The 24471-nt window shown below is 41.9% G+C and carries 18 protein-coding genes; 8 read left to right on the top strand and 10 right to left on the bottom strand.

Translation table 11 applies throughout. The features are described from left to right. The first annotated feature begins 214 nt into the window (after positions 1 to 214). From BM176_RS10555 to BM176_RS10565, 3 genes are all read left to right on the top strand, one after another. Complete coding sequence (locus BM176_RS10555; protein ID WP_090102595.1) at positions 215 to 745, top strand: hypothetical protein; 531 nt, start codon at positions 215 to 217, stop codon at positions 743 to 745. 257 nt (positions 746 to 1002) lie between these two features. Further along, positions 1003 to 1839 carry an RpnC/YadD family protein gene (locus BM176_RS10560; protein WP_090102597.1) on the top strand — a complete coding sequence of 279 codons (837 nt, stop codon included), beginning with the start codon at positions 1003 to 1005 and terminating at the stop codon, positions 1837 to 1839. 133 nt (positions 1840 to 1972) lie between these two features. Further along, entirely contained in the window at positions 1973 to 2245 is a 273-nt protein-coding gene (locus BM176_RS10565) for a hypothetical protein (RefSeq protein WP_090102599.1), read from the top strand. Between the two features lie 155 nt (positions 2246 to 2400). Here BM176_RS10565 and BM176_RS10570 read toward each other — a convergent pair whose 3' ends face one another. From BM176_RS10570 to BM176_RS10595, 6 genes are all read right to left on the bottom strand, one after another. Then, positions 2401 to 3750, bottom strand: a complete 1350-nt coding sequence (locus tag BM176_RS10570) for an alkaline phosphatase family protein (RefSeq protein ID WP_090102601.1) — start codon at positions 3748 to 3750, stop codon at positions 2401 to 2403. Between the two features lie 6 nt (positions 3751 to 3756). Continuing rightward, a complete protein-coding gene (locus BM176_RS10575) occupies positions 3757 to 5178 on the bottom strand; it encodes a RagB/SusD family nutrient uptake outer membrane protein (protein WP_090103355.1) in 1422 nt (473 codons plus the stop codon). Positions 5179 to 5189: 11 nt separating this feature from the next. Further along, positions 5190 to 8405 carry a TonB-dependent receptor domain-containing protein gene (locus tag BM176_RS10580; RefSeq protein ID WP_218162178.1) on the bottom strand — a complete coding sequence of 1072 codons (3216 nt, stop codon included), beginning with the start codon at positions 8403 to 8405 and terminating at the stop codon, positions 5190 to 5192. A 103-nt stretch (positions 8406 to 8508) separates the two neighbouring features. Then, positions 8509 to 9468: a FecR family protein gene (locus tag BM176_RS10585; protein WP_090102610.1), complete on the bottom strand. Its 960-nt coding sequence runs from the start codon at positions 9466 to 9468 to the stop codon at positions 8509 to 8511. 48 nt (positions 9469 to 9516) lie between these two features. Continuing rightward, entirely contained in the window at positions 9517 to 10107 is a 591-nt protein-coding gene (locus BM176_RS10590; protein ID WP_090102612.1) for an RNA polymerase sigma factor, read from the bottom strand. 955 nt (positions 10108 to 11062) lie between these two features. After that, the gene (locus BM176_RS10595; protein ID WP_090102614.1) at positions 11063 to 13219 is read right to left on the bottom strand and encodes a DUF6055 domain-containing protein; all 2157 of its coding nucleotides are present in this window, start codon (positions 13217 to 13219) and stop codon (positions 11063 to 11065) included. A 349-nt stretch (positions 13220 to 13568) separates the two neighbouring features. Here BM176_RS10595 and BM176_RS10600 point away from each other — a divergent pair, with 349 nt between their 5' ends. From BM176_RS10600 to BM176_RS10610, 3 genes are read left to right on the top strand one after another with little or no spacing between them, the layout of a single operon-like run. Further along, complete coding sequence (locus BM176_RS10600; protein WP_090102616.1) at positions 13569 to 15014, top strand: circularly permuted type 2 ATP-grasp protein; 1446 nt, start codon at positions 13569 to 13571, stop codon at positions 15012 to 15014. A 21-nt stretch (positions 15015 to 15035) separates the two neighbouring features. Continuing rightward, the gene (locus BM176_RS10605; RefSeq protein ID WP_090102618.1) at positions 15036 to 15977 is read left to right on the top strand and encodes an alpha-E domain-containing protein; all 942 of its coding nucleotides are present in this window, start codon (positions 15036 to 15038) and stop codon (positions 15975 to 15977) included. 11 nt (positions 15978 to 15988) lie between these two features. After that, entirely contained in the window at positions 15989 to 16927 is a 939-nt protein-coding gene (locus BM176_RS10610; protein ID WP_090102620.1) for a transglutaminase family protein, read from the top strand. Between the two features lie 384 nt (positions 16928 to 17311). Here the strand turns inward: BM176_RS10610 and BM176_RS10620 are convergent, their stop codons facing one another. The 3 genes from BM176_RS10620 to BM176_RS10630 all read right to left on the bottom strand — a co-directional run bounded on the left by BM176_RS10620 (position 17312) and on the right by BM176_RS10630 (position 21445). Then, positions 17312 to 18718, bottom strand: a complete 1407-nt coding sequence (locus BM176_RS10620) for an APC family permease (RefSeq protein ID WP_090102624.1) — start codon at positions 18716 to 18718, stop codon at positions 17312 to 17314. A gap of 191 nt (positions 18719 to 18909) precedes the next feature. Beyond that, a complete protein-coding gene (locus BM176_RS10625; RefSeq protein WP_090102626.1) occupies positions 18910 to 20358 on the bottom strand; it encodes an aldehyde dehydrogenase (NADP(+)) in 1449 nt (482 codons plus the stop codon). A 172-nt stretch (positions 20359 to 20530) separates the two neighbouring features. Next, positions 20531 to 21445, bottom strand: coding sequence for a dihydrodipicolinate synthase family protein (locus BM176_RS10630; protein WP_090102628.1), 915 nt, complete (start codon positions 21443 to 21445; stop codon positions 20531 to 20533). 264 nt (positions 21446 to 21709) lie between these two features. Between BM176_RS10630 and BM176_RS10635 the strand changes: the two genes are divergently transcribed. Together BM176_RS10635 and BM176_RS10640 are read left to right on the top strand one after the other, a co-directional pair. Beyond that, positions 21710 to 22594 carry an AraC family transcriptional regulator gene (locus BM176_RS10635; RefSeq protein WP_090102630.1) on the top strand — a complete coding sequence of 295 codons (885 nt, stop codon included), beginning with the start codon at positions 21710 to 21712 and terminating at the stop codon, positions 22592 to 22594. Positions 22595 to 22624: 30 nt separating this feature from the next. After that, entirely contained in the window at positions 22625 to 23158 is a 534-nt protein-coding gene (locus BM176_RS10640) for a GNAT family N-acetyltransferase (protein ID WP_090102632.1), read from the top strand. Positions 23159 to 23345: 187 nt separating this feature from the next. Here the strand turns inward: BM176_RS10640 and BM176_RS10645 are convergent, their stop codons facing one another. Continuing rightward, positions 23346 to 24410 carry an alpha/beta hydrolase gene (locus BM176_RS10645; protein WP_090102634.1) on the bottom strand — a complete coding sequence of 355 codons (1065 nt, stop codon included), beginning with the start codon at positions 24408 to 24410 and terminating at the stop codon, positions 23346 to 23348. Positions 24411 to 24471: the final 61 nt, after the last annotated feature.

Consider the following 24471-nt stretch of genomic DNA (forward strand, 5'->3'; position numbering starts at 1 on the left):
TAAAAACAACACATTGTTAACCTGACTTATTTACAATGTTTGTTTAATCCATCAACTAAAATCAGTTATCCCATGCAACTATACCTACCAGGGAATTTGCAGATGAACCGTGTATTTAAAATCTATGGAATGTTACGCCCACAACCTCCTCCATGGCGGCACATTACAATATTTTAAGTACTCTTCTTTTCTCATCTTAAATTAAGTAATATCTATGGAATTTGTAAGCCATTTACAACAGGTAAACCGATTGTTTCAAAAAGACGATCGTATAGATCTTGAACACATAAGTTTATACAACACTCTTTTTACCTGGTGGTATCATCACAGTACCGGGGAAAAAGTAGCGATATCCCACAAAAAAATTATGCGGGATAGTGGTATCAAATCAAAAGTTATATATGATCATGTTTTGAAAGAGCTTGATCAATTTGGCTATATTATGTTATTCCTTCCCACTGAAAAGGAACAATCATGTTTCGTAAGGATGGTAATATTGCCGAATGAAAACGGGATGGCAGATTCATCACCTAAAAAGGAAGAGCGCATTTATATCGGAAAGTTCCGGCTTCCTGGTATTGAGGATCTGCACAAGGCAGTTAATAATGCTCCTCTTAAAAAAGTAGTGAATAATGATCCTAAACAGGATGATCTGAAAGCAGTACTGCTAAAACTTGTCAAAGAAATTTATGACAGAGTCGTATTGATGAAGGTTTATTTAGAGAAAGAAATAAAAGAGGGATAAAGAATACCGTCCCGCTTTGGGTGACTAAAGCGGGGCGGTTGTAAAGACTAACTTGTTTCATGGACAGCATCAGCGTATGCGCATCTATGCTGATGTTGTTCTGTGAAAATTGATTTCTTTGCCGGCATATAATAATCTATACTTATGTAGTTCTGATTTGACAAGTTAAGATTTGAAAAAAAGATAGTTGCCCTATCATTTTTATCCTCCCCTGCTAAAACTTGAGGTACTTATTTATTAATCATTTATTCAATTAAATGAAAGAAGAAGTTATTGACCAAAAGCAAGGTAATGGGTATGATAAGGTCATACGAGAGAATATGGATGATGCATTACCTGATATTATAAAAGATGTACTGCATTTAGATGTTGCTACCAGCGAAGCAATTCCTGATAGTATTCAGTACACAAAAGAAAGAAGACCGGATGTGCTAAAAAAAATCACAGACCGGAATAATAATGAGTATGTGCTACATCTGGAATGGCAGTCTCAAAATGATAAAAACATGGTGTATCGCATGGCAGAATATGCGGTGATGTTACATCGTAAATACCGCATACCAGTGGAACAATACGTTATTTTCATAGGTAAGGGAGGCGCTAAAATGAGCTGTGAGCTTAAACACAAAAATCTGCAGTTCAGGTATGAAATTATTGACTTTAAAAATTTTGATTACAAAGTTTTTTTGTGTTCAGAAAGTCCCGCAATAAAAGTATTTGCAATTTTAGCTAACTTCGAAGAAGATGGTGAAGATAACGCTATAGAAAATATTTATAAAGAAATCATAGCTGCTGACAAGAAGGGTTCTACGGGAAATAAGTATCTTAATCAGCTGCGTGTCTTAATGAATTTACTGACTACAAATATTAAACTTAAATTTAAAAAAATGATATCAACTAACACATTTTACACGAAAGAAACAGATGTATTTTATTTGGTAGGGAAAGATGAAGGAAAGGAAGAAGGGAGGGAAGAAGGGAGAGCAGATACACAAAAAGAAATTGCTGCAAATATGAAAAACCTCGGAATTGATATTGTATTAATATCTCAAGCCGCAGGTATGTCTATTGAAGAAATAGAGCAACTTAATTAATTAGAATTAGAGCGTAATTAACTTCGAAGAAGATGGTGAAGATAAAGTTATAGAAAATATTTGTAAAGAAATCATAGCTGCTGACAAGAAGGGTTCTACGGGAAATAAGTATCTTAATCAGCTGCGTGTCTTAATGAATTTACTGACTACAAATATTAAACTTAAATTTAAAAAAATGATATCAGCTAACACATTTTACACAAGAGAAACAGATGTATTTTATTTGGTAGGGAAAGATGAAGGAAGGGTAGAAGGAAAGGAAGAAGGGAGGGAAGAAGGGAGGGAAGAAGGGAGAGCAGATACACAAAAAGAAATTGCTGCAAATATGAAAAACCTGGGAATTGATATTGCATTAATATCTCAAGCCGCAGGTATGTCTATTGAAGAAATAGAGCAACTTAATTAATTAGAATTAGAGCGTAATTATCAAAAAAAATAAACCAATTATTCCTACTTTGCCATGTTAGGAAGAGCCCTTCTTAAGCTTCTCCAATCCTCTTTGTTCATACCTTTTCGGAGCCCTATTTTAACATGGCAAAGTAGAAGTAGTTATTTGCAATCTTATTTCTTTGTTGACATCAACATTCCGGGATATACAATTCCCTCTGCCTGTTTCAACTCTATACCCAATAATTTTGCTACAAGCGGTGCTATATCTTCCAGTCCTATTTCAGGAAATACAGTACCCATATTTAGACCGGCACCAGTTGCTACAAAACCGGTACGAATCTCTTTAAAATCCGGAAAATACCCATGTGCACCACCTTTGGCAGGCTTTAATATTGGACCATCTGCATTATTATTAAAGGAAATTCCCTGCACACCCGTTAATGCCAGTGCAGCTTCAGGATCACTGCCCATCTTATCCATCACAGAACGATCAATTATACGGAATAGTTTCTGCTGTGAATAGGGCAACTCACTCAGCATCTTCTTCACCTGCTGTAATGTTTTTTCATCCTTTGGATCTTTAAGGTGCAGAAATGCAGAACCACCGGAAGAATGAAAAGCTGCTTTCCAGTTTCCACGATCGGGAGTTACCCCTATCAATCCCTGTTGCGCCAGCCATACATTGGGAGCAAGACTGGAATGTGTATCTACAAAACCGTGATCTCCGGTAATAATAAGTGCAGTACTATCTTTGATCCCTGCTTTCAGCAGGGCTTCCATGATGTCTCCAATGGCTCTGTCGGCAGATGCAACTGCACGTCTTACCCCTTCCCCTTCACGACCTTCCATATGCTCAAATTCATCGGTACAAGGCAGATGTACTGTTACCAGGTTCGGCTTATACTTCAGGATGAGATAAGCAGTCATTCTACCCAGGTTTTCATTCATACTGAGGTAGTGCAGGTCCAGGTCATTCGCCTGCAGATGACCTGTCGCATTTTCCTGTACTTCCTCAAAGAGCCCTTTGGGAGTAGCATCCTGACTGGTGGCACCGCGACGGTCGCCCGGGGTGGTCTCTGACCATGTTTCAGGAATGTTGTAATCAATCTGGGCACCTACAGTTACCGGCCACGAAACCGACGCCGTTTTTAACCCCGCCTGGTGTGCCGCTTCCCATAATGTCTGCACCTTAATTTCTTTTGCATCTTTCACCCAACGGCCTGACAACCCTTTCATATCAAAAGGTGTATTATACACAATCCCGTGCCGGGCAGGCATAGCCCCTGTAATAATCGTAGTGTGTGATGGATATGTCACGGTAGGGAAAATGCCTCTTACCCCTTCGGCATATACTCCCCGGTCCATCATCTGCTGCATATTCGGTGCCGGCCAGGATTTATCCATGTAGAAATCCGGTCTGAATCCATCCACACTTACTATCACAACATACTTAGCCGTTTGCGCCATCAGGCCAGTAAAATAAAAGCACGTAATCAGTGCTAGTAAAAATATTTTCTTCATACCTGCTTAATTAATAAATGGGAAAATTTCTTTCGATTGCTTATTAGTCACCAACACTTTATTCATATCGTATTTCATCGTTACCACACCATTGGCTACATCATAAGTAAAGTCGTCCATTCCACGGTTCAGTGGAATAAAAGAAGGAATCTGCGCTTTGATGTCTGCATCCTTCACATTCTTATTATTCAGTTGCTCTGTCTGAGATACCGGGAATTTGATTCCCAGGTCCGTCATACGGCGGCCTTCTGCCATGAAGATTTCCTGACGCATGCGGTACAACAGGTATAACAACTGATCCTGTGTGGTAGCAGCATCAAGCTCTGTCGCTGTTACTTTAGTACCGGAAACAGTGTAAGCCTTGATTGTACCGGCCTTCCTATTGAGTACATAGTTACTGCGTGTACTATCCGCAGCATCAAATTTTACGTTCACGGCCGTGAGAGGATAGTCCGTACGATTACCACCGTTGCGTGTTTCTTTACTATCATCGAGCTGCACAACAGGGCGCAATAATACCACCTGGGATAATAAGTCTTTTAAAGTTTGACGGCCTGCATCGAGCGTATTGGCGGAGATTTCTGCTTCTGCAAGGATCAGCCAGGATTCTTCTGCTTTTACAATAGTAACGGGCTTCTGATCGGCAGCAGCTAACCCGGTATGATAATACTTGGGATCAAGGAAGTCCAGACGGGGAAGCGGCGCAAATTCATTATTGGTTGCAGAAAACAGGTACGTCTGCATATCGTTGGTCACGCTATTCGTACCATCATATTTCACCTGCCGCAAGAGGCTATTCGTAGCCTTTGCGATAGTGGCATATTTAACGGCATTGGTCACATCGCCCAAACTGTAATAAGCGCGTGCTTTCAGCAGGATATAAGCCGTTTGCTCATCGGTACCGTTTGCCAGTAATGAAATTGCCTTATCCAGATTGGTAATAGCCAGGTTCAGGTGTTCTGTGGGGGTTAATACTGCACCCCCATTGCTGCCTGGTAAGCCAACAAACAGTTCCCCACTCAGGATGTGGGCATACGCAAGACTGAAATATACTTCTGCAGAATCAGCCGCTTTTGTAGTCGCGTCTCCTGGTAATACTATATTCAAACCATATTCCGCCTTTTCACGCAGCGCCTGTATCTGGATCTGAAGATTATTCACGTCAAGGTCGTAATAATCGATCTGCGGAATATCAAATACCTTACTGCTTTCTGTACGGTTATTGTAATAATTATCAGAAACCAGTTCCGTGCTTACAACTACCTGGTTCATGGTAAGTGCCAGTTGACGGCGTAGTCCATTTACCCAGCTGGAGGTTGCTCCTGGGTTACCAATATATACATCGTCTGTAATATTCGGATTTAATACATTACAGGCGCTTGTACCCAGCAATACAGTGATGATACTATATAAAAAGATGTTCTTCATTGTTTCAGCATTTAAAAGTTTAACCTTAATGAACCCAGCCACTGGCGTGGCGATGAATAAGTGGCATATGAAATACCACCGGTAGTAGCACCACCCTGTCCCTGTGCAGCTCCACTGATAGTGGCTTCCGGATCAAAGCTGGAAGCTGCGAAGTTCAATGGATTCACGGCCATAAATCCTACTGTCATAGATTTTACCATGTTGTTTAAAATAACTCCTTTCAGGGTGTAAGAGCACCCGATTGTCCTTACTTTAAGGAAGTCTGTTTTCTCAGTAAACATATTGGTAAAGTTCAGCCAGTTGGTACGTTTGTTCTTATCGATTTCAGCCTGTGGAATACCTTCATTACCTGCGCCATAGTTGAAGCGGAACTGCCTGTCGAACGAGTTCGCATATGCTCCTTTCTGGTAATCGCCATTCGCATACAGCTCAAAGTTCTTATAGCGGAAATTGAGGCCGAAACTACCGAAGAGGTTCGGGATGGTAGTCCCCAGATTCTGTTGCGCGGTAGTGGAGGCCAACGTTCCATCAGCACCAAATACACCTTTGTTCCCTCTCAGGTAACCAATTGAATATCCTTCCTGTACCACCGTCTGAATAGTACGTGCACTAAAACCGTTGATGTTAAACGGCGCTACACCACCGGAACTGAGCACTTTATTATAGAGTGTATTAACAGAAGCATTCAGGCGAAGTGTTACATTCTTTGTTTGAATGGGTAATACAACGAAGTTGAATTCAAGTCCGCGATTGAGAATCTTACCTACATTATATAATTGTGATTGCGACTGACCGCTGGAAGGTGTGGGAGGCACATAGAATAGTGCATTGTTAGTAACAGCATGGTAATATCCCGCAGATAATAAAATCCGGTCATGCAGAAAGCCGAGGTCCAGGCCTCCTTCTGCTGTTTGTGTTTTCTCCGGTTTCAGATTGACATTACCCGGCTGACCGAAATAAGCCGCCTGCGCACTCTGGTAACCACTGAAAGCGATTGTTCGCTGGTTAGCAAAAGCAGTTGGCAAGTTACCAGCCACACCAAAGCCACCTCTGATTTTAGCAGATGATATAACATGAGCAACTGCATCGAACCACGGCTCTGCACTCGGCACATAAGAGATCCCAACTTTAGGATAATACTGGACGCCGATGTTCTTACCAAAAGCAGGGTTGCCATCTCCCCTTACTCCCATATCCAGGAACAGCTTATTTTTAAAGCCGATATTTTCCTGCAGGTACATACCATAGTTTACTACCTGGAGATAGTATTCATCACTGGTTTTAGTTGCCGCATTAGAAATGATTCTTGATCCATCCCTGATATTACTACCTACGTACAAAATTTGCTGGTCCTCATTACGGAACAGCTGTCCGCCAGCAGTAGTAACGAATGAAAAGTTGCCCACCTTTGCTTCATACTGACCGTTTAGTTCCAGCGTAATGCCGAGGTACTTGCGATCTGCATTGCTTACACTTCCCTGATCAGTAATGTTTGTATTACTGGTGAATGAAAGATATTGATTGGTAGTAATTACCTGGTTCCGCAGCACACGATAATCGATCCCTCCGGTAGCTTTAAATACCAGATTTTTTAAGGGTGTATATTTAAATACCTGTGAGGTTTGAAATCTGTTTACTGTAATGCTGTTATCCTGTAAACGCTCTGCCTGGGATACATAGGCTTTCATTTTCGCAAATGATGCGGCGGATAAAGTATCTATAACAGGACTGAACTTAGGACCTGTAATTGAAGAGGCACCACTTTCAGCAAACCATAAACCGGTATAACCGCCCTGATTACCATTACGGTTACGTTTGTAGTTATTATTCACATACGTGAAAGAGCTTTCATATACTACTTTCTTTCCAAGAGCAGCACGAAAACCGCTGGTGAAATCAATACGGCGGTTGCTGTTTTGGTCATAGATCTGTACACCCCGGCTATTCGCGTAATTGCCGGAGAAACTGTATCCGAAATTATCCTTACCGCCGTTCAATGCAAGGTGTTGTTTCTGATAGAAACCGTTTTGGAATAGAAGTTCTTTTGTACGTTTGAAATGCAGAAAATCTGCCGTAGGCGTTTCTATTCCCATTTGTGTTTCAAGGGTGATATCAGTTCTGTCGGAACCGCCCTTTTTAGTAAAGATCTGGATCACACCATTAGCTGCATCGGAGCCATACATGGTTGTAGCGGCACCACCATTGATATATTCTATTCTTTCAATGTTATCCATCGGAATATCTGCAATAGCGCTCACCGCAGCCCCCTGGGTACTACCACCTCCCAGTTTGGACGCAGTGTTCAGGTTATCCATTCTCACCCCATCCACATAAATGATAGGTGTTGAATTTACAAAAGCAGAATTCACACCTCTTGCACGGATAATAGAAGTAGCCCCTGCCTGTCCGCCGGTAAGGCGGATCTGGGCATTCGGCAGTTTGCCCTGGAGCATCTGGTCTAATCTGCCGGAGGGGGCCTGATCCAGTTCTTTAGTACCTATGCTCACTACATTCGTAGATAATCTTCTTTTGCTGATATCCAGTCCCTGACCGGTTACCACAACTTCATCCAGTCCCATACGGTCTACCAGCAAGCCTACGTTCAATGGAGTGGAAGCAGCCGCCTTTTGTATGTTGATTTCCTGTTTTTTATATCCCAGGAAGTATACCACCAGGGTCACTTCTTCTTTATCCTGTGGAAAGCGAAGGGAGAATTTACCATCCACATCTGTAGCCGTACCAGAAGAAGTCCCTTTGATACTGATGCTAACACCCGGTAATGCTTCTCCGGAAGTTTTATCGGTTACTTTACCGGTCAGGATTACCTGCTGCTGCAATAACCATTTTTCGGCATAGGTTACCTTATTGATCAGGATGTACTTATCATTCACCTGTTTAATTACTACGGGATAGATGCCTAAAAGGTCGTTTAATACCTTTTCGACAGATTTATGTTCTGCCGAATAGCTGATTCTGCTGCTATCCGGGATATTATCCTGGTTATAGCCGATAATGAAAGCCGATTGCTGCTCAATGAGGCTTAATACCTCTTTTAACGGTCTGTCCTTCACATGCAGACTCACTTTAATTTCATTCATTGATTGTCCGGCGCTGGTAGCGGCAAAGGACAAAACAGAAGAAAATAATAACAGGAAGCTGGTAATTCTCATCTTTAGCGAAAAAAGCTTTTTAAACAGGTTATAGTAACCTGAGAAAATTTTGTGCATCTTTGACATGTTTTTAATGTGTTTTGAATCCGTTAAAAATGCTGCACACTGTTATCAGTGTGCAACCCAGCCGGAAGTGCCGCAAACACTTCTGGCTTTTTTATTATCCTTTTTTGTGAATGATTACTGCATCTTTATTGATTGTATATGTAATACCTGTTAATCCGGCTAATACTTTCAACACTTTCGCCAGGGGTTCGCGTGAGAAGCTGATCTTATAATGACCATTATCTTTTCCCGTTACGATTACTGATATATTATACTGCCGTTGTAGTTCCTCCCCTATTTCAGCGAGCGTGCTATTATTAAAGTAGAAGATATTGTTACGCCATGCGCCGGTTATATTTGCCGGTAAATCATTGATGGTTGTGATATTTGTAGCAAGGTTGTATGATAATGCTTTATTGGCGATAAGTCCATCCGATAATAGTTGCCTGGATACAGTATCTGCCACTTTTACTTTTCCTGTGGCAACGGCAATCTGCCATTCTTCCTGTCCTTTATAAGCCCTGATATTAAATGAAGTACCTAGTACGGTTGTATTGACATTTCCGGTATTGATAATAAAAGGATGCCGCGGATCTGTAGCCACTTCAAAAAACGCTTCTCCCGATAAGATTAACCGTCTTTCTTTTACGCCATAATCGCCCGGGATCGTTAACTGAGTACCCGCATTCAGGTGAATTACAGAACCATCAGAGAGGGTGATTACTTTCCTGCTGCCGGGAGCGGTTGAAACTTCTTTTGCAGCTAATAACACAGGTGGCTTATGGTTATCTTTATTCATAAAAAGAAATCCTGTAGCCGTAATACAAGCAGCTGCAGCAGCTACTTTCCACCATTTGCCAGTTTTGCGATGTGTTACCGGAATCTGCTCCATAATACCAGACACAATTTGCCGGCGTAGTTCTTCCCTTTCAGCAGGATGATATGGTATTTCTTCTTCTTTGAAAGTAGCATACCATTGTTCTACCTGCTGCACTTCTTCCGGAGTAGCAATACCCTGGATATATTTGTTTAAAACAACCTTCAGGGCTGTTGATGAAAGACGTTCTTTGTCCATAACATCATCTATATCTCCTGAAGAAGAAGGTAGTACCGCTAAAGTATGTTAAGGAATTATGAAGGAAAATATGAATAGCATGCCAGTAACACCATTCTGTTCATTCATGTGGGTTCTTAAATAACGTAACGTGATGGAAATATTATTCTTTACCGTTTGTTCCGACAACGATAATCTGGTGGCTATTTCTTTATTTGTCAGATGTTGATAGCGACTTAACCGGTAAGGGAGCTGCAATCTTTCCGGCATACGGTTTAATGCCTCATGGACCTGCTGTTCCATCTCCTTTGTTTCTAATAACTCGTGAGCAGAAGCACCTGCCTGTAGCAACTCACTTAACAGTTCTTCGTTATAAATAGTAGTGTGAGAACGCCCAAAATGATCTATGATACAATAACGGGCAGCCTGAAACAGATAACCACCCATATTCCCTTTGGCGTCTATTGTAATTGTTTCCCTGTTTTTCCATACAGTGATGAAAATCTCCTGTAAGATATCTTTGGCATCTTCTTCATGGCGCAGCCTGGCGTACACGTGTTTATACATGTCTTCCCAGTATCGGTTTACCAATGCAGTAAATGCGTGATTGTTTCCCCCCTTTATCAGCTCCATCAGCCGGTTGTCTGAAAGCTTTTCCATTATAGCACAAACTTACTCTCCAGATGTAAACTCAATATTAACTTTTGAGGGGCCTACCTGAAAAAACCACTTACAGATAAAATAACATGACATTAAATGATTATTCTGGAGCATTAATGGCTTTATTTCTAATTGGCAGTCACCGGGAAGACTTCGGGGAAACTTGAGAGTAAGTTGCTAGAGTCTCCCAGGATTGGTAGATGATTGGTCGGTGGTTGATCGGTGGTTGATTGGTCATGACCGACCAACCACCGATCAACCACCGACCAAACACCTATCAATCACCTATCAAAGGTGCTACTTACTAGCAACTCTCCCCGGAGACACTCCGAAGACTCTATGAACTTAATAGCACAACACTAGAACCACTCTTCCTTTTCAATAAGAAATTATATTACTAATTGTTATTTACTATAAAGATTTACATTCCTGACTGTTATTTACGATATGTAATTTCGATGTAGCGGATAATGAAAAAAGTAGCTCATTAATCCCGGCTGATTATGCCCTGGATATATCTGCATATCCGTTCCAGCAGGCAAACAAACAATCTCCGTTACTAGGCGACAGAGATGCATTTAAATTTTTCTCTTACATCCACAGTAAAGACAAAACATACATCCTTACAAATGATATAGATGAGAATGCTGAAAGAGCCCTGAAAGGAGACCTTACTACCATTAAAGGTGTGGGAGAATGTGAGAATTTCTATTACGATATCACAGATGATAACGTACTACCCGTCCGGAAGTCTTTTTTTGGAAGGACTGAAGATGACAAGTTTTACAACATGAATCTGTCAAATGCTGCAGATTATAATGCGGAAACGAATTCGTATGTAACACTCAAATTATATATGAAAGGAAGAGATAAGCATTACAATTTAGTGTGGATGCAGCTGTAATAATAGAATTAAAAAAGGCTGACCGGAAGATATATCCAGTCAGCCTTTTTTTTATTTTGTCACTACCAGTTTCTTTGTAAAGGTTTTAGTTTTACCTGTTACCTTCAACACAAATACACCCGGTGTCAGTCCTTCAGCAGCAGTATCAATTGTCAAACTACGAGTAGCTTTTACACTTTTACGCAGGACTTCTTTTCCGTCACTGTTATAGAGGGACAATACCGCACTTTCATCAGGAAGGCTAACATTAAATGCACCTGCAGCAGGATTAGGGTATATCACCACATCCTTCTCCACATCGATGACATGCACAGCACTAAGTGCGGCAGCAGTAGTACATGCCACTGTACCACTAAACGCCATCTGTGTATCTGTAAACTGGGTATAAGTCGAATTTACATCTACATTAGAAGCATCAGTAGCTCCTTTACCATCACATTCAGCACGGCCATTATTAGAATGAGGAAATTGCAGGTATGTACCATTGGTACTGCAACTACCTATTTCAGCATCACCTCCTACTACCACACTATTGCCGAAAGTAACTCCCCATTCCATGGCATTACCTTTTACTATGGCACTGCCGGATACAGTACAATTATTCAGAATAGCATTGTCCAGGATCTGTGCATTACCGGAGTAACTACCATTCCATACGTTTGCATTTCCTTTGATAACAACATTATTTGATACAGTAGCATTTTCTACCCATGCAGTACCTTCTATACGTGCAGTACCGGAGATGTTGGATGATCCCCGTACAATTGCGGAAGGGCCAACATATGCCGTAGAAGCAACGGTTGCAGTATTCGAAACCCATCCCCCACCATTTGAATGTACGTGTCCGTTAGTCTTGTAGGTTGACCTGAAAGTACTCTGATAACCTTCGGGTACGGCATTCGCAATACGGAGTTCATAAGGATACCTTTTGATCTTTGGCCATCCTGGCTCCCATACATAGGAAGTATGGGTAGTAGGTGCGCCCATTACCACCAGGTAAAGTTTCGTTTCATTGGTGTTCATCTGGAAACTGATCTGGCTTTCGTTTGCACTGTTTAAAGCGCCATAACGGGAGATTGTTCCATCTGCATTTTCTGCTACGAAACCATACCGCCAGCCGGCAGTGGCATTCACTTCTGTGTGTCCTTTAAATTTCACAATTACATTCCGGGAACTGCAGGTGGTGTATAACGGTATGATGTTGTAGCCATAGTCCTGCGGGGCGAAAGCATCCGGCACTACATAACGGCCGGTTGTAGCGCTGATCTGAGTGAGCACGGTATGCATCCGCCAGATGTAATGAGGTTCCTGTGTTTTGAGACGGTCTCTTTCCGCACGCATGATACCGCCAAAACCATTAACGGGATAATCGTAGGTAGCTTCCCGTTTGGCATATTCATAGGCGAAATCATCCAGTTGTGCTTGTGTCCATCCTTTCAGGCGACGATAAGTGATCAGCGGATGTTCATTTGCCAGTGACTCTTTCCACAGGCGGTTTACCATGCCTATACCTTCCAACTGCTGGATGGTATACAAGAGTTTAAATGTACCATAGTGGTGACGGGTAGAACTGAAGTGAAACATTTCGGTACCAAACCAGCGGGGCAGATCATCTCCTGCAAAGCGGGGATACATTTGTGTACGCATGTAATTAGCATGTGCTTCCCAGAAAAATCCTGCGGGTTCATAGTTGATATAACCACCGCCGACGGTATTTTCCTGGATTGAGATCATACCCTGCAGGGAATGTGTGAGCTCATGACTGATTACGCCTCCGTCCCTTGTTGCATTGGGATGTACCCACATAGCACCGATGGTATTGCCGTAGGTACCACCAAAAGCCCAGCCGGAAGGTCCGTTTGTTCCCCAGGTATCGTTCATTACAATAATGATCTTATACTTACCGAGATTTTTAGTCGCAGTATCTGAACAGAATTTTATTTCTTTTACAAACTTTGTATAGATCTTTTCCAGGGTATCACAAACAGATTGTGGGTTAAACCGCAGATTCGCATCTGAATAATTGGCAGGATCAGTACCTACTATATTTCCCCAGAATACAATAAAGTTGGCCGACTGGTAAGACTTACTGTAAGACCAGGTGTTTAATGGTGCCGAGGAAAATTCCGACGGAATGAATACCGTTTTCTGCGCGGTAATACTACCCGTTAGTAACAGGCATAGCAATAGCTGTAAACATGTTTTCATAAGAGTGTGTTTTTTTTAAAGGTTTATTTTGAGATACAATAAAGGAATCGGGGAATACACGGGTTCTCACAATAAATGGTTCGCATATCTAAATTAGGTTAAAGCATTACTTAGTTAATGACAGATATTAACGGGTTTGGGCAGGATTTTAACCCGCCAGTTAAGCAGATACATTAAAATATAATACATACGTCAGATATAATACAATAACCGTATGTTAACTCTTTCTGCTAATCGTTTTATACTATTTTAACACGATTTATATCCAAAAACTTCTAATTATCATGGTAAAACATTAAATTGTCCAAGTTGCCAAAATCATTCCCTAACTTATTTAAAAAAGAAGCTTATGGACAGGCTTAAATTATTAGATCAATACAACAGTGCAGCTGATATATGGGATGAAATGTATGATAAGCAACAGATACGGGATCATTACAGCAAAGTTTTCACCTCGCTGGAGCAGTTTGATGTATCTGCCTTACAGCAGAAGGACCGCCTGGCAGGAGAACTGTTCATGAACCAGGGGATCACCTTTACCGTATACAGTGACGATGCGGGTATTGAACGCATCTTCCCTTTCGACATTATTCCCCGTATTATTACCAGTAAGGAATGGGAACATATTGAACTGGGTATCAAACAGCGGCTGAAGGCTCTGAACATGTTCCTCAAGGATATCTACAATGAACAGCAGATCCTGAAAGACAAGGTAGTTCCTGCATCACTGATAGCTTCCTGTCCGCATTACACCAGGGATGTATTCGGTATTAAAGTACCGCATGATATTTATGTGCACATTTCCGGAATAGACCTGATCCGTGGGGAAGACGGGGAATTCTATGTACTGGAAGATAACCTGCGCACCCCTTCGGGCGTGAGTTATATGCTGGAGAACAGGGAGGTGACTAAACGCATTTTCCCGGAGCTGCTGGCAGCCAATCACGTAAGAAGGGTCAGCAACTATCCGCTGCTGCTGCATGAAATACTACTGCAGATGGCCCCTACCCAGTTGTCTAACCCCACGGTGGTATTACTTACCCCGGGTATTTATAACTCTGCTTATTACGAACATACCTTCCTGGCCCGGCAAATGGGGATTACCCTGGTAGAAGGACGTGACCTTGTGGTAGACCATCATAAAGTATATATGAAAACTACTGATGGTTTGGAACAGGTACATGTTATTTACAGGCGTATAGATGATGAATTCCTGGATCCCCTGCAGTTCCGTCCGGACAGTGCATTGGGTGTACCCGGATTAATGAGTGCTTACCGCAAAGGAAATGTGGCCATAGTAAATGCAATGGGCAATGGTGTGGCAGATGATAAAGCCGTATATGCGTATGTACCGGCCATGATTAAATATTACCTGAATGAAGAACCGATCCTTCCCAATGTACCCACTTACGAACTGAATGAACCGGAAGTAAGGAAGTATGTATTTGATAATATTCAGAAGATGGTTATCAAGCAAACGAATCAATCCGGGGGATATGGGATGATTATGGGAAATAAGGTGAGTACGGAAGATTGGGAAAAGGCTAAAGTTGCGATTGAAGCAGATCCTCGCAGTTTTATTGCCCAGCCAATCATCAAATTATCGACCGTACCTTGTTTTATTGATGGAACTTTCCAGGCCCGGCATGTAGATTTACGTCCATATGCGCTCTGTGGCCCTCAAGGGGTACAGATTGTTCCGGGCGGGCTAACCCGTGTTGCCTTACGGAAAGATTCACTTATTGTTAATTCATCACAGGGTGGTGGCAGCAAAGACACCTGGGTAATAGATTGATCAACCAAACAGACACTTTTCATGCTAAGTAGGATTGCTGATTCACTTTTCTGGCTGGCCCGCTATATGGAACGGGCAGAAGGATTACTAAGAGTAACTTCCACACATTATATACTATCTCTGGATAAAGACGTTAACGGTCCCCTTACATGGAAACCGGTGCTGGAAACATTTACCAGCTGTACAGATCCAGAGATGGACGCTATTGCACACAGTACCGGGGATGCACTTAAAAAGCTGCTCACGGACAGCTCCAACAGCAACTCTTTAAAGGTGATCATCACCAAAGCCAGGGAAAATGCCCGTGGTATCCAGGATTATATTACCAAAGAAGTATGGGAGGAAGTGAATTCCTTCTATCACCTGATTCATCAGCCATCACTGGATAAACGCCTCTCTAATTATGAAGCGGCGGATATCCTGGACCTCTTTACCCGGCATAGTGTATTATATACCGGGATCACTGATATCACAATGGCAAGAGGGATTGGCTGGGGATTTATGAACCTGGGTAAATATATAGAGCGTTGCCTGGAAACAATTGTACTTACTAATAAACAATACCAGCGGATAAATTACAGGATGGATGAGATCAAGGATATCATGCTGTGGCGTCATCTCCTGATGTCTTTATCCGGTTATGAACTGCATTTAAAGACTTACCGCTCTTCTCTTTACAACCACGATGTATTGCATCAGGTATCTTTTAATGAGGATTTCCCGCATTCCATAGTATATTCAATGGGACGTATAGACCGTCATCTGCAGGATGTAACGCGTAAAAATGCTTCTGATGATATTGCGGCACTGATGCGATGTTTTGGCCGGCTTTACAGCAAGGTTAAAAACACAGACCTGGATGTATTGAATAATGATAATCTGCAGCAATACCTGGAAGATTTACGGAACGACCTGCTGTATTTTACCACCTTATTAAGTCAAAAATTTTTCTCTTACGCATAAGCTCTTGCCATATGCCCATTTTCAGAATACATCATATTACCAAATACGAATACGACAGGCCAGTTAAGGAAAGTGTAAATGAAATAAAGATATTTCCCTATCAGTGTCCTGAACAGGAAATATTGCAGCACGACCTGCTCATTACCACTCATCCGGATGTACAGGTATTTACAGACTATTGGGGAAACAAAACAGGAGAGTTCAATCTTCTGTCGCCTCATAAGGCCCTGACGATCGAAAGCAAACTGCTGGTGCGTACCATCGCTCCTACTCAATTGCAGATCAACTTTCACACTGGCTTTGAGCAGCTGAAAGTTGAAATAGCAGATCAGCTGAAAATGATCGAACTGTCAAGACCGGATTTGATCAGGACACAAGATGTGATCAATAATATCCTGACGGTGATTGCTCAGCCAGATAAAAGCATTGCAGCTATCACAGAACATTGCAGTGAATATATTTTTAAGAACTTCAAATACATAAAAGGGATCACCAATATCGAAACAACGGTAGACGAGATCCTGCAACACCGTGCGGGCGTATGCCAGGATTTTGCTCATCTGATGCTGCATATTCTGCGTTCCTCTCATATTCCCTGCCGTTACGTGAGTGGGTATATTTGTCCGAATAAAGATGGTATGCGCGGTGAAGGTGCTACCCATGCGTGGGTAGAAGTGTTTATCCCTGGTTATGGCTGGGCAGGTATTGATCCAACCAATAATGTATGGGTAACAAATAAACACGTGAAGTTATCCGTTGGCAGGCATTTCCGCGATTGCAGCCCGGTGAAGGGAAGTTTCAAAGGACCCGCCAGACAAACGCTTTCTGTGTTCGTAGCTGTAGGATATGAAGATGGAAATGTGTTTGAAGAAATGAATAATGTGCATCTGCATAAAGAAAGTGAGGAAGATCCGGAAGAAACAGAAGGAAGTTTTGCAGGGCAACAGTAATGTTATGTTTATACTTAGTTTTTAACCGGCTTTATTCTTGTAATAAAGCCGGTTTTTTATTGATCATGAATATTAGTTTTTAACTGGCTTTGTTCTTGTAATAAAGCTGGTTTTTATTGATTGTTATTGATTATAAATACACTGCGTCTGCCTGTTTTGTTTCCTGATTTAGCTTTGGAATATGATTATAGATTTGATCTTTATTATGCTTCACCGGGTCATCACGGTATACAAGGTGTATTTAGAATCAATAACAATCCCCACTTTATCAGCAGTTCCATAAACTTTACATTTAACCCGCTATTAGAAGTTGGTCTTTGAAATCACAAAGTATATAACTAGTGTCCTATCCTGATATCTTCATTAACCAGCCAGCTAATAGTATTAAGCTGTTGGTTTCTGTCTCCATACAAAATAATATACCGGGATACCGAGCAATACAATGCCTAATCCGGGCCAGGTATACAGAGGTTTATAAACCAGCAATGCCATGCAGATTATTGTTGCTGCAATAATATATAATAATGGTAAAAAAGGATAACCGAAAGCTTTGTAAGGACGAGGTAAATCAGGCCGTTTACGGCGCAGACGAAAAATTCCGGCAATCGTCAGGATATAAAAAATGAGTACAACGAAAATCACATAATCGAGCAGCTGATTGTACTTTCCACTCAGACATAATACAGATGCCCATATACACTGAATCCACAACGCTTTTCCGGGAACTGCATTCTTATTCAGTTCACCAAGCTTTTTAAAGAACAGGCCATCCTGTGCCATGGTATAACATACTCTTGCTCCTGAAAGAATGAGACCATTGTTACAACCAAAAGTGGAAACCATTAACAATCCCGCAATAATATATGTACCGTTGGGACCGAAGATCCTGATAGCAGCAGCTACTCCTACCCTGTCGTTTTCAGCAAAGGCTATTCCGTTCATGGGAAGGATACTGATATATACCAGGTTCGTAGCCACATAGATAACAGTTACCAATAAGGTGCCCAGGAAAAGACTGCGTCCGATATTACGTTCCGGATTTTTGATCTCACCTGCGATGAAGGTTACATTGTTCCAGGAATCACTGCTAAATAAACTACCCACCATACTGCCTGCAATAGCACCCAATACTGCAAATCCGGCATATGGCAGTAGTTGTCCCGGTTCCATTTTCTGCAAAGTAAAACCGGTTTGCCAGTTAGCATCCCAGATACTTTTATCTGCCGCAAATAAACCAAAGATAATGAGCGCGAGCAGTGCTGCTATCTTTGCCAGTGTAAAGCAGGTTTGAATAAGTTTACCTTCTTTTACGCCGAGAGTGTTAATGAATGTGAGCAGAACGATGAGCAGGATGGCGGTGAGCTGTGCAGCAGAGATCTGTATCCAGCCGAGGTCTGCCAGAATATTTTTCTCGCTGAGTACCGGGAAGATGTACGCGGAGAATTTAGCAAAGGCCACTCCCACTGCAGCGATAGAACCCGCCTGGATAACTGTGAAAAAGCTCCAGCCAAACAGGAAACCTGTTAAGCGGTTGAATGCTTCTTTAAGGTATACGTATTGTCCGCCTGCCTGGGGGAACATACCACTAAGTTCACCGTAACTAAGTGCAGCCGTCAGCGTAAGTACGCCGGTGATGATCCAGATGAGGATCAGCCAGCCCGCAGAACCTACATTGCGGGTAATATCGGCACTAACAAGGAATATACCCGAGCCTATCATGGAGCCCGCTACTATCATGGTAGCGTCGAGCAGTCCGAATGATCGGCGAAAAGATTTTGGTTGGTCTGACATAAGCCGAAGTCTTTTGATTGAGGTTGTATTAAAATAAATGAAGCCCCCTAAAAATCGTTTTAACGATCAAGGCTCTCCATCAGGTATCCGAATAAAACGAGGTTGTACCTCACTTTTGATACAACCTCCTGTTTTGACTATAATACATTAGCTCTGTAAATACCTTTATCTGCTAAAGCGGGTAGCCCTCTTTATCTGCTAAACTGGTTATCTACCATTCTCCATATCCCCTGTGGATTATCTTTTTTCAATGCATCCGGCAGCAGGCTATCTGGAAAATTCTGGAAACATACCGGGCGTACCCAACGTTTGATAGCACTTGTGCCAACTGACGTAAAACGCTGATCGGATGTAGCCGGGAAAGGTCCGCCATGCACCATTGCAGAGCAGACCTCCACACCGGTAGGTGGTTGGTTTAATATGATACGACCAGCCAACGTGGATTGTAATGCAATCACATCCTGCCATTGAGCAGTATCTGTTTCAGTGCCGATAACGGTTGTAGTCAGTTGTCCTTTCAGGCTTTTCAGTACGGCTATCAGTTCCGCTTTATCCTTACAGGTTACTACCAGGGAATAAGGACCAAATAGTTCTTCTTTAAGTACCTGATTCGCCAGGAATGCAGTACCCGTTGAACGAACGAGCGCAGGCCATGCCTCTTCACCTACCGGTTTTTCTGTTTCACCGACCAGTGTAACTGCCTCCTGAGATAGCATATGTGCCCTGCCTTTTACATAGGCCTGCTGAATACCTGTGTGCAGCATTTTTTGCGGTACACTCGAAGCGATAGCAGCACCCAGCAGGTGCAGGAAGTTTTCCAGCGCCTCACTTTCCAGCGCAATCAGCAATCCCGGGTTGGTACAGAATTGTCCCATACCCAAAGTGATGGAAGCTGCGAAGGTCTGTGCCAGTTGAGGAGCCTGGGATTTTAATGCATCCGGGAAGAATACCACCGGATTAATGCTGCTCATTTCAGCAAATACCGGGATAGGTGTTTCACGTTGAGATGCATATCCCATCAGTGCTTTACCACCTTGCAAAGATCCCGTAAAACCAACGCCTGTAGTTAATGGATGCAAAACCAGCTCTTTACCTAATGTTATGCCCGCGTCCGCAACATGCTGCACAGTAAACTCAGGCATATTGGTTTTGGAAATAGCTTGTTGCATAGCAGTAAATGCCAATAGAGAAGTACGCGGATGAGCAGGATGTCCCTTTATCACAACGGTAGCACCGGCTGCCAGTACACTGGCGGTATCACCACCTGCCGTTGAAAAAGCAAAAGGGAAATTGCTTGCACCGAATACGACCACTGGTCCTACCGGGAGCAGCATTCTGCGGATATCCGGTTTTGCAGGTGTACTATCCGGCTTAGCCGTATCGATCACTGCATCTACCCAGCTTCCTTCTTTGATAAGATTTGCAAACAGTTGTAACTGGGTAGTAGTACGGGTAATTTCTCCGTTTAACCGGGCAGCAGGTAAATTGGTTTCTTCACCTGCTGTTTGTACTAAGATCTCTCTTTGTTTTTCTATCTCTGCCGCAATCGCCTCCAGGAAAGCTGCCCGTTGAGCAGGTTTTACCTGTTTGTACGCTTCAAAAGCGGACGCTGATTGCTGCATGATCTGATCTATCTGCATGTAACGATTATTTTTTAAAGAAAGATGACCTGATTACTTACAGGAAAGTTGTCAGTTTGTATGCTTCGAAAAATTTACTGATTATTTATAAAGAAAGATAATCAGGTAATTTAGACCTGATTACTTCCGGAAAAATTGCCAGTTTGTATGTTTCGAAAAATATACTGATTATTTATAAAGAAAGATAATCAGGTAATTTAGGTCTGTTCGCCAGTGATGTATTGATCACTTTAAGGATTCTCTCACGCTCCTCACCTATCAGGGTAAGACGGGGAGCTCTTACCAGTTCACTACCCAGGCCGGCCTGTTGTTCTGCCAGTTTGATATACTGTACCAATTTAGCGTGCAGATCCAGTTCCAGCAATGGAAGGAACCAGCGGTAGATGTCCAGTGCTTCTTTTATTTTACCGGCTTTTGTAAGTTTGTATATAGCAACTGTTTCAGCAGGGAAAGCACAAACCAGTCCGCCTACCCAACCTACAGCGCCCAGCATTATCTCTTCCATGGCCAGTGTATCTACTCCGCAAAGGATTTTATACCGGTCGCCAAATCGATTTATCATACGGGTAACATTAGAGACATCCCGGGTAGATTCCTTTACTGCCTGGATGTTAGCAAACTCCTGCAGTTGATCGAACATCTCCAGGGTAACTTCTACTTTATAGTCAACCGGATTGTTATAGATCATGATAGGCAGATCTGTTGAAGTCGCTACGGCTTTGAAATAGGCTATAGTTTCACATTCATCGCTTTTATATCTCATAGGAGGAAGCAACATCAGCCCTTTTGCGCCCCATTGTGCAGCTAATTCAGCCTGTTTTACGGCTTCCCGGGTAGCGCCTTCAGCAATATTCATGACAACGGGCACTTTGCCGGCCACCTGCTCTACTGTAAATTTTGTAAGTTTTTCTTTCTCAGCTGTGGTCAGTACACTAGCCTCTCCAAGCGAACCGCCCAGAATTATTCCATCGATACCAGCATCCAGCTGCACTTTCAGGTTTTTTCCGAACAGTGGCAGGTCCAGTTCATCGGCAGATGTGAACTTAGTGGTAATTGCAGGAAATATCCCTTTCCATTCTATACTCATAGCATAATTATTTTCTCCAAAAATATTTCAAACATATTAAGCCGGCCTAACTGATAATAATCAATTATAAGCTAATATTAACCTGTTTTAAATGGAAGGTAGCTGACATTAACCATTTTTTCACCCATAGAATGATTTTTCTATGAAATTTGGGTTAATATTCGTAATATTGAACCACTGGAATTAATAATTGTACAATTAACACTCATTGCCGACAGCCTGGTCAACCAAGATACCTGTAAACCACATTTAAAAAACTACAATATGAAAGTGCTGCAGTTCACTATACCTGTTCCGCTGGACAAATCTATCATTGTACAGAAGGATGTACTTCCGTATTTCTATCCGCATTTGCACAGACACCAGGAGATTCAGCTTACCTGGGTACAGCAGGGCGAAGGCACGCTGGTAGCGGATAATAATATGCATTCTTTCCGCTCTAACGAGATCTACTGGCTGGGGGCTAATCAACCGCATATCTTTAAAAGTGAGTCGTCTTACTTCCAGCCTAAAAGCCGGAAAAAGATCGTTGCCCTGGTAATCTTTTTCAATCCATACGGGGAACTCTCTGCCTTTTTTAACCTGCCGGAAATCAAGTTGCTCAAAAACTTTGTACAGCAGCATCAGTCAGGCTTTAAAGTACCACCGGAACACGCCGTAGAGATATCCGGTAAAATGCTGAAAGTGACCAACAGCAGCGGGACTGAGCAACTGATCCACTTCGTGGACCTGTTAAAGCAATTGTCCTCCTACTCAGATATTACCCCACTGGCATCCGGACAAAAAACACAACTGGTAAGTGAACATGAAGGTATCCGGGTAGGTAATATCTACAACTTTATCATGCAGCATTATGATAAGCCCATTACGCTGGAAGACGCTGCCAAACAGGCCCACATGACACCACAGGCATTCTGCCGGTTCTTCAAAAAGCATACTCTGCATACATTTGTGTCCTTCTTAAATGAAGTGCGGATCAATGAGGCATGTAAAAAACTGACCGACGGGACATATGATAATATTGCTACAGTAGCTTATACGTGCGGGTTTAACAGTATTACCAACTTTAACAGGGTATTTAAAACAGTAACGTGTAAGTCGCCCAGTGAGTATATTAACAGCTATTTCCAGAGCGTGGAGCATGCATAAAAGGAAGTTCCTTAAAATAGACCATATAAGATGACACCGGATATCGACATCCAACAGATGAAACTTACTGATCTGTCAGTACTTCAAAAAATCTGTTGGGAAGCCTATAGTCAAAACTTTTACCACCATTGGAACGAAGATGGTCTGGAATTATATATCAATAAAGTATTTGGCACAGAAACCTTGAAAAGTGAATTCAACGATAATAATATTCACTATTATGTAGCTTTTACAAACCAGGAGCCTGTGGCATTTATGAAATTGAATCTATCTTCAAACCTTCCCGGCTTAGAACCGGGAAAAGGTATAGAATTAGATAAAATTTACATTTTGCCACAATTCAAAGGAATGAAAATTGGTAAAAAGCTATTTGAGCTTGCCTTTGACATTGCAAACAATCATAAAAAGGAAATATTCTGGCTTTCTGTTATTGATACAAATCAGGAAGCTGTTACGTTTTACGAAAAGGTAGGATTTAAGTTTCATAGTAAAACACGGCTTGACTATCCAAAATTCAAGGAAGAATTAAAAGGTATGTGGAGAATGTATATTGAATTGAAATAGTAGCCAATGGGTTAAAAAACACTGGGAAATATCAGTTATCAATTTTCATCTTAAATCTAAGTGTTCTCTGATAATTAAAAAGAATATCCAGATAATATAATGAATTATCGGTAACGATATATTCAAATTCATATCTATGCCCTGCAATAAACTTCATATTGCGTCTGGATTTTAAAAATTTTGATACCTATTGACAGTAGTCTATCCTTGGATTGTTCGAACTGTTACAAGGATATTTATACTTATCCTGGGAATATTTCGGTGATGGATTATCTGTTACCTCCAGGGGAGCCATCAACTGTCCATTGTAACCCGGCATAGTTATCTGTTCCGTGGAACCGTTTCCCAATGCTACTTTTTTTCCGGCGGCGCTACCATTAAAGCTATAGTCAATAAGGGCATCCAGTAAACGGTAAACCCCATAATAATCCAGTGCATCATAGGCACTACGGCTATTGGGCAGCACATGGTCAGTTACATATTTGTAACCTGTAATAGTGGATGATTTGATATAGATATAATCCTTTTCACTTGTTGCAATGTTAATATGCCTGAAGATATCAATTGCCATACGATGGTCATTGACGGTGTCTTCATCATATACCTGGGAAATCATTTTTGTATTGGACGGGAAGTTCTGTAACTGTTCCGCCGTAGTCAAACTGCTCCCCCATGGGTAGCTGTACCAGGGTGCCATGGTGAATAGAAAACGCCCGTCCTGGCCCCAACCTTTCTCTATAAAAGCCCTATAAGACAAATCTATGGTTGCTCCGCCGCCGAAAGAGTGCCCTATAAAGCCTACTTTTAGGGTGTCAATAATATTAGGATAGTCGGCCACGGCCTTCATAAAACCATTCCATAAGGTAAGATAACGATGGTCAATGCTTACGTCAATGGTGCGATAAGGGACAAATACAACAACGTAGCCCTTTTTCGCGATAAACTCAAACAGGCCCCTGTTATATTCTTTGTCTTCACCACCATAAGGATGTGAGTAAAATATAGTCGGCCTCGCAGAGGTTATACCCTGGGGATAAAAGATCGTTACATTGGTACCGGCATATTCCGGGTTAAGGAAGTCGATCTCCGCAACCTTGTATGAACCATCAGCACCATACCCGGATGAAGGCCGGGAAATAGGTCCCTCCAAGTCATCATCAATAAGAATTGATGAATCACTCTTATTTTCACTTTTTGAGCATGCTGCCAGTAATACCAATAAAATGCTGATCTTAAATAGATTAGTTCTCATTCCTGCTGTTATGATAATTAAATGTTGTCTTATTGTGAATGGTGTTTAGACTGTTCTGAAA

The organism is Chitinophaga sp. CF118, from assembly GCF_900112615.1.
GTDB lineage: Bacteria > Bacteroidota > Bacteroidia > Chitinophagales > Chitinophagaceae > Chitinophaga.